The organism is Pseudomonas sp. NMI760_13 (genome assembly GCF_021283245.1).
Lineage (GTDB): Bacteria > Pseudomonadota > Gammaproteobacteria > Pseudomonadales > Pseudomonadaceae > Aquipseudomonas > Aquipseudomonas peradeniyensis.
Map to the genome: position 1 here is coordinate 1 of NZ_JAJSRC010000058.1, position 8,935 is coordinate 8,935.

1 protein-coding gene is annotated in these 8,935 nt (G+C 69.6%); it reads left to right on the forward strand.

Translation table 11 applies throughout. The features are described from left to right. Positions 1-8,935, forward strand: an 8,935-nt coding sequence (locus LU671_RS28885; RefSeq protein ID WP_232857794.1) for a non-ribosomal peptide synthetase, incomplete at both ends; no start/stop codon positions are given.

Consider the following 8,935-nt stretch of genomic DNA (forward strand, 5'->3'; position numbering starts at 1 on the left):
TCAACCGGCCTGAACTGACCGCCGAGCGCTTCCTCGACGATCCGTTCAACGGCGGGCGGATGTACCGCACGGGCGATCTGGTGCGCTGGAATGCCGATGGCACGCTGGACTACCAGGGTCGCAATGACGACCAGGTGAAGATCCGTGGCGTGCGGGTCGAGTTGGGCGAGATCGAAGCCGCGCTGAAGGCTCAGCCGGGTATCGCGGATGCCGTGGTGCTGGTGCGTGACGAGCGTCTGCTGGCCTGGTTGACCGAAACCGCCATGGTCGATCTCGACACCCTGCGCCAAGGCCTGCAGGCAAGCCTTCCGGGCCACTTGGTACCGCAAGCCTTCGTGCGCCTGGACGAGCTGCCGCTGACCAGCCACGGCAAACTGGACCGCAAGGCCTTGCCGGAACCTGCCATGCTCACCGGTCTGGCCTACGCCATGCCGGAAGGCCCCGTGGAAACCACCATCGCGGCACTCTGGGCCGAGGTGCTGGGCGTTGCGCAGGTCGGTCGCCACGACAACTTCTTCGAACTGGGCGGTCACTCGCTGCTGGCGGTGAGCCTCACCGCGCGCCTGCGCCAGGCCGGTTTGCAGGCCGACGTGCGCACGTTGTTCGGCCAGCCGACCGTGGCGGCACTGGCGGCGACCCTGGGCCATGGCCGCCAGGTCGAGGTCCCGGCCAACCGGATTCCGGCCGGCTGCACCCAGATCACCCCGGACATGCTGCCACTGGTGGACCTTGAACCTGCCGCCATCGAGCGCATCGTCGCCACGGTGCCGGGCGGCGCGGCCAACGTGCAGGACATCTACCCGCTGGCGCCGTTGCAGGAGGGCATCCTCTACCACCACCTCAGCTCGCCGGAGCACGATCCCTATGTGCTGCAGTCGCGCATGGCGTTCGACAGCCCGGCACGCCTGGAGGCGTTCGCCAAGGCCTTGCGCCAGGCCATCAGCCGTCACGACGTGCTGCGCACCGCCGTGCTCTGGGAAGGCCTGGAGCAACCGCTGCAGGTGGTCTGGCGCGAGGCGCCACTGCTGGTCGCGCCGCTCGACGGCCACGACCTGCAACGCCTCGACCTGGCCCGGGCGCCGCTGATCCGCCTGCTGTATTGCGATGAGGCCGGCAGCCAGCGCATCGAGGCACTGCTGCAGTTCCACCATATCGTTCTCGACCACACCGCCCTGGAGATCATCGGCGCGCAGCTGCTCGGCTACCTGCAGGGCAGCGCCGTACCAGTGCAGGCCCCGGTGCCTTACCGCAACTACGTGGCCCAGGCGCGCCTGGGCGTCAGCCAGGCCGAGCACGAGGCGTTCTTCCGCGCCCAGCTGGGCGATATCGACGAGCCGACGCTGCCCTACGGCCTGAGTGATGTGCAGGGCGACGGCCAGGCCATCGAGGAAGCCCACCTCTGGCTGGACCAGACCCTGGCCGCGCGTTTGCGGCAACAGGCCCGGCAGCTGGGCATCAGCCCCGCCAGCTTGTTCCACCTGGCCTTCGCTCGCCTGTTGGCGGCCGTCAGCGGCACTGATCGAGTCGTGTTCGGCACTGTGTTGCTGGGCCGCCTGGAGGCCGGCGAAGGTGCCGAGCGGGCCTTGGGCATGTTCATCAATACCTTGCCGCTGCGCCTGGACCTTGCAGACCTCGACCTGCAGGACGCCGTACGCCTGACCCAGCAGCGCCTGAGCGCCTTGCTGGTGCACGAGCATGCGTCGCTGGCCCTGGCCCAGCGTTGCAGTGGCGTGCCGGCCCCGGCGCCGCTGTTCAGCGCCATGCTCAACTACCGCCATGGCCAGGCGGCGAGCGAGGCCCGGCGCCTGGAATGGCAGGGCATCGAGTTCCTCGATGGCCAGGAGCGCAGCAACTACCCGCTGAGCCTGAGCGTGGACGACATGGGGGAAGACTTCCGCCTGGTGGCAATGACCCCGGCGAGCGTCGGCGCCCAGCGGGTCTGCGGGCAGTTGCGGCAGGTGCTGCAGGGCATGGTGGAAGGTCTGGAGGCTCAGCCACGGCAAGCGCTGCTGGCGCTGCCGGTATTGCCGGACGATGAGCGTGAGCATCTGTTGCAGACCTGCAACGCCACGGCCCAGGCCGGCAATCTCGAACAGCCTGTCCAGGCGTTGTTCGAGCAGCAGGTGGCGCGCGATCCCGAGGCGATCGCCGTGCAGTCTGACGACGGACAACTCAGCTATCGCCAGCTCAACGCCGAGGCCAATCGCCTGGCCCACCACCTGATCGCACTGGGCGTGCGGCCCGACGACCGGGTGGCAATCTGTGTCGAGCGCGGCCTGCCGCTGGTGGTCGGCCTGCTGGCGATCCTCAAGGCCGGCGGTGCCTATGTGCCGCTGGACCCGGACTACCCGGCAGAACGTATCGGCCACATGCTCGCCGACAGTCAGCCGCGAGCGCTGCTGGTGCAACAAGGCACGCGGACGCTGGTCGGCGAAGCGGCGGTGCCGCAGGTCGATCTCGATCAGCCCAGCTGGGACGGGCAGCCGGACAGCGACCCACGGGTGCCCGGGCTGAACGGCGCGCACCTGGCCTATGTGATCTACACCTCAGGTTCCACCGGCCTGCCCAAGGGGGTGATGGTCGAGCACCGCAACCTGGCCAACCTGGTGCACTGGAGTGCCCGCCGGTTCCCGGCCGGCGGCGCAGTGTTGCACAAGACCCCGGTGAGCTTCGACGCCTCGGTGTGGGAGCTGTTCTGGCCGTTGTGCAGTGGGCTGCGCCTGGTGCTGGCCAAGCCGGATGGCCAGCGCGACCCGCAGTACCTGGCCGGGCTGATCCGCCAGCAGCAGGTCGGCGTGGTGCAATTCGTGCCCGCGCTGTTGCAGCAGTTCCTCGACCAGGACGACAGTGCCGCCTGCGCCAGCCTCAGCGATATTGTCTGCGGTGGTGGCGAGCTGACCGAGGCCCTGGCCCGAAAAGTACGCCAGCGCCTGCCACAGGTGCGCTTGCACAACGTCTACGGCCCCACCGAAACCACGGTCGACTGCAGCGCCTGGACCCTGGAGCCCGGACAGCTGATTCCTGCCGGCGCGTTGCCGATTGGCCACCCCATCGACAACACCCGCCTGTACGTCCTCGATGCCCACGACCAGCCGGTACCCTGGGGCGTCGCCGGCCAGCTGCATATCGGCGGCGCCGGGGTGACGCGTGGCTACCTGGGGCTGCCGGAGCAACAGGCCGAACGCTTCATCGCCAGCCCGTTCGCCGAGGGTGAGTGGCTGTACCGCAGCGGCGATCGGGTACGCCAGGCCGCCGACGGCAGCCTGACGTTCCTTGGTCGTACCGACCACCAGATCAAGCTGCGCGGCCTGCGCATCGAGCCGGGCGAGATCGAGGCCTGCCTGAACCGCGTGGCCGGCGTGCGCGAGGCACTGGTGCTGGTCCACCGGCATCCACACGGCGGTGATCGCCTGGTCGCCTACCACCGTGGCGAGCCGCAGCCTGCCGACGCGCTGCGCCAGGCATTGCTGGCGCGGTTGCCGGAGTATATGGTGCCGGCGCTGTTCGTCCACCTCGACAGCTGGCCGCTGACCCCCAATGGCAAGCTCGACCGCCAGGCGCTACCGCTGCCGGACGTGCAGGCGCGCCAGTACGAGGTGCCACAAGGCGAGACCGAGGTGCTGCTGGCCGAGATCTGGTCGCAACTGCTGGGCGTGGAGCGGGTAGGGCGGCACGACAACTTCTTCGAACTGGGCGGTCACTCGCTGCTGGCCGTGACCCTCACCGCGCGCCTGCGCCAGGCCGGCCTGCAGGTGGATGTACGCACCCTGTTCGGCCAGCCGAGCGTGGCCGCGCTGGCGGCTACCCTGGGCCAGGGCGGCGCGGTGGTGGTGCCGGCCAACCGGATTCCGGCGGGCTGCACCCTTATCACCCCGGACATGCTGCCGCTGGTCGACCTGGAACCGGCCGCCATTGAGCGCATCGTCGCCGCGGTGCCGGGCGGTGCGACCAATGTTCAGGATATCTACCCCCTGGCGCCGTTGCAGGAGGGCATCCTCTATCTGCACCTCAGCGCCGTGGGCGTCGATCCCTACGCCCTGCGGGCACGGCTGCGCTTCGACAGCCCGGCGCGGCTGCGGGTGTTCGCACAGGCCCTGGAACAGGTCATCGCCCGGCACGACATCCTGCGTACCGCAGTGCTCTGGGATGGCCTGCCGCAGCCGGTACAGGTGGTCTGGCGCCAGGCGCCGCTGCAACTGGCGCCGCTCGACGACGCCCACCTGGCGCGCCTGGACCTTGGCCAGGCGCCGCTGATCCGCCTGCTGCATCGCACCGAACCGGTTGGCCAGCGGGTCGAGGCGGTGCTGCAGTTCCACCATATCGTGCTCGACCATATCGCCATGCAGGCGGTGCAGGCCGAACTGCGCGGCTACCTGCTGGGGCAGACCGAGCCGTTGTCGGCCTCGGTGCCGTACCGCAACTATGTGGCACAGGCGCGCCTGGGCGTCAGCGAAGCCGAGCACGAGGCGTTCTTCCGCGCCCGCCTGGGTGGTATCGACGAGCCAAGCCTGCCGTTCGGCCTGCGCGAGGTGCAGGGCGAAGGTCAGGCCCTCGATGAGGCCGAGGTGGAATTCGACGGCCTTCGCTATGGTCGCCTGCGCGACCAGGCCCGCCAACTGGGCGTGAGTACCGCAAGCCTGGTGCACCTGGCCTGGGCGCGTCTGCTGGCGGTGGCCTGCGGCAAGGACTGCGTGGTCTTCGGCACCGTGCTGCTGGGCCGCCTGCAGGGCGGCGAGGGCAGCGAGCGGGCCCTGGGCATGTTCATCAACACCCTGCCGTTGCGGGTCGAGCTGGACGGGGTGGGCGTGCGCGACGGCGTGCTGGCCACCCACCGCGAGCTGTCGGCGCTGCTGGTCCACGAGCACGCCTCGCTGGCCCTGGCCCAGCGCTGCAGCCAGGTGGCCGCGCCGCTGCCGCTGTTCAGCGCCATGCTCAACTACCGCCAGAGCACCCGCGCCGCGCCGCAGCCACAGGCCTGGGAGGGGATCGAGACCCTGGGCAGCGAAGGGCGTACCAACTACCCGCTGAGCCTCAACGTCGATGACTTCGGCGATGGCCTGCGCCTGGGCGTGCAGGTGTCGGCCCAGGTGGGCGCACAGCGGATCTGCGCGCAGATGCTGCAGGTGCTCGACGGTCTGTTGCTGGCGCTCGAGCAGCATCCGCAGCAGGCGCTGAACCGCTTGCCGGTGCTGAGTGCCGAGGAGCGGCGCCAGGTGCTGGTCGAGTTCAACGACACGGCGGTGGTGTACGACCTGGAGCAGACGCTGCACGGCATGATCGAGGCTCAGGTTCGACGCACCCCGACCGCTGTGGCGGTGAGGGCGGAGGAAGGCGAGCTGACCTATCGCCAGCTCGACGAGCAGGCCAACCGCCTGGCCCATCACCTGATTGCGCTGGGGGTAAAACCCGACGCGCGCGTGGCGATCTGCCTCGAGCGCGGCCTGTCGATGGTGGTCGGCCTGCTGGCCATCCTCAAGGCCGGTGGCGCCTACGTGCCGGTCGACCCGGACTACCCGGCCGAGCGCATCCGTCACATGCTCGATGACAGCGCGCCGCTGGCGGTGCTGGTGCACGGTGCCACCCGCGACGTGCCGCAGGCGAGCCGTGCGGCGCTGATCGACCTCGACCAGCCGACCTGGCAGGCGCAGCCGGCGCATGCCCCAGAGGTGCCTGGGCTGACCCCGCGACACCTGGCCTATGTGATCTACACCTCTGGCTCCACCGGCCTGCCCAAGGGCGTGATGAACGAGCACGCCGGGGTGGTCAACCGCCTGCTGTGGATGCAGGACGCCTACCGGCTGGGCGCCGGTGACGTGGTGTTGCAGAAAACCCCGTTCAGCTTCGACGTCTCGGTGTGGGAGTTCCTCTGGCCGCTGCAGACCGGCGCCCGCCTGGTGATGGCGCGCCCTGGCGGGCATCGTGATCCCGAGTACCTGCGCGAGGTTATCCGTGAAGAGCAGGTCAGCACCTTGCACTTCGTGCCGTCGATGCTCGATGTGTTCCTCGCCCATGGCGAAGTCCTGCCACATCAGCTCAAGCGTGTGCTATGCAGCGGCGAGGCCTTGCCCGGCAGCCTGGCAAGGCGTTTCCATGCGCAGCTGGCGACGGTCGAGCTGCACAACCTGTACGGCCCGACCGAGGCGGCGGTGGATGTCAGCGCCTGGCACTGCGTGACGGCACCGGACAACACGCCGATCGGCAAGCCGATCGCCAATACCGCGTTGTACGTCCTGGACGCCCAAGGCCAGCCGGTGCCGGTGGGCGTGGCCGGCGAGCTGTACATCGGTGGCGTGCAGGTGGCGCGGGGGTATCTCAACCGCGAGCAACTGACCGCTGAACGCTTCCTCGATGATCCGTTCTCGCTCAGGGCCGGTGGCCGGATGTACCGCACCGGCGACCTGGCCCGCTATCTGGCCGACGGCAACCTGGAATACCTCGGGCGCAACGACGATCAGGTGAAGATTCGTGGCCTGCGCATCGAACTGGGCGAGATCCAGGCCTGCCTGACCCGTATCGAAGGGGTCAAGGAGGCGGTGGTGCTGGCCCGCGAGCAGCGCCTGGTGGCGTACTACACCGGCGCCCGGCAGGCGCCGGACACGCTGCGCGCTGCGCTGCTGGGCCAGTTGCCGGAGTTCATGGTGCCGGCTTCCTTTACCCACCTCGAGGCGCTGCCGCTGAGCCCCAACGGCAAGCTCGACCGCAAGGCGCTGCCGCAGCCGGAAACCACGCAGCAGGCCTATGAGGCGCCGCAAGGCGAAGTCGAGACCCTGCTGGCGCAGCTGTGGAGCGACCTGCTGGGCGTGGCCCGGGTCGGTCGCCATGACAACTTCTTCGAGCTCGGCGGCCACTCGCTGCTGGCCGTGACCCTGACCGCGCGCATGCGCCAGGCCGGCCTGGCGGCGGATGTGCGGGTGCTGTTCGGCCAGCCGAGCCTGGCGGCGCTGGCGGCGGCGGTGGGTGGCGAGGTGACGCTGGAAGTGCCGGCCAACCGTATCCCGGCAGGCTGCACGCGCATCACCCCCGACATGTTGCCGCTGGCACGCCTGGAACAGGCCGCGCTCGACAGTTTGCTGCAAAAGATCCCCGGCGGCGCGGCCAATGTTCAGGACCTGTACGCCCTGGCGCCGTTGCAGCAGGGCATTCTCTACCACCACCTGGCCAGCGCCGAGGTCGACCCCTACGTACTGCAACTGAACTTCGCCTTTGCCGGCCAGGCCGAGCTGGAGGCCTTCATCGTGGCGCTGAACCAGGTCATCGCCCGCCACGACATCCTGCGCACCAGCGTGCACTGGCAGGGGCTCGACGAAGCGGTGCAGGTGGTCTGGCGCGAGGCGCGCCTGGACCTTGAGCCGGCACTGGACAGCCCGCGCCTGGACCTGGGCCGCGCACCGTTGATGCACCTGAGCAGCCATGTGCAACAGGGCCGCTTGCAGGCGACCCTGCTGCTGCACCATATCCTCCTCGACCACGCCGCCATGGAACTGCTGGTGGCCGAGGTCGGCGATGCGCTGCTGGGGCGCATGCCCGAGGGCGACAGCGTGCCGTACCGCAACTATGTGGCCCAGGCGCGCCTGCGTGACGACAGTCAAGCGCAGGAGGCGCTGTTCCGCGAACTGCTGGGCGATATTGACGAGCCGACCGAAGTGTTCGGCCTGCGCGGGGCGCTGGGCGATGGCAGCCACGTGCTCGACCACCGCGAGCGCCTGGACGAGCCACTGGCCCTGCGCCTGCGTCAGCAGGCACGGTTGCTGGGCATCAGCGTCGCCAGCCTGGTGCACCAGGCCTGGGGGCAGGTGCTGGCGCAGCTGTCCGGCCGCGAGGAAGTGGTGTTCGGCACCGTGCTGCTTGGTCGCCTGCAGGGCGGCGAGGGCGCCGAGCGGGCGCTGGGCATGTTCATCAACACCTTGCCGTTGCGGGTCAGTGTGGGGGAGACGGATGTGGTCGACGGCGTGCGTCTGACCCACCAGCGCCTGGCGCGCCTGCTGGCCCACGAGCAGGCCTCCCTGGCCCTGGCCCAGCGCTGCAGCGGCGTGCCGGCCTCCCAGGCGCTGTTCACCAGCCTGCTCAACTACCGCCATAGCGCGGCTACCGGGGCGGAGCGCGCGCAGGCCTGGCAGGGCATCGAACTGCTGGCCGCCCATGAGCGCAGCAACTACCCGCTGGTGGTCAGTGTCGACGATTTGGGTGACGGTTTCATCCTGACCGTGCAGGCGGTGCCGCAAGTGGATGGGGTACTGGTCTGCCAGCTGCTGCAGACGGCCCTGGCGCGGTTGGCCGATACCCTGGCGGACACGCCGGCGGCGCCGTTGAACCGTATCAACGCCTTGCCGGACGTCGAGCGCGAGCGCGTGGCGCGGCAGTTCAACGCGACCCGTCGCGACTATCCCCGCGACCTGCCCGTGCATGCCCTGTTCGAGGCGCAGGCCATGGCCAGCCCGGATGCACTGGCGGTGGCCCATGGCACGCGGCGCTGGAGCTACCAGGCGCTCGACCGGCAGGCCAGCCGGCTGGCCGGGTACCTGCTGGAGCAGGGGGTACAGGCGGGTGACCGCGTGGCCTTGCTGCTGCCTCGCTCGTTCGATCTGCTGGCGGCCCAGCTGGCCGTGAGCAAGTGCGCGGCGGTGTACGTGCCGCTGGACGGCAATGCGCCGGTCGAGCGTCAGGCGTTCATGCTGGCCGACAGCCAGGCGCGGTTGGTGCTGACCCACAGCGACCAGCCCCAGGTGGACGGCGCACGCCGAGTCGAACTCGACCGCCTCGACCTGAGCGGTTATGCCGATGCGCCGTTGGGCCTGGCGGTGGACGCCGGCAGCGCGGCGTACATCATGTACACCTCTGGCTCCACCGGCACGCCGAAGGGCGTGCAGGTGCCGCACCGGGCCATCGCGCGCCTGGTGATCAACAACGGCTTTGCCGATTTCAACCGCCAGGACCG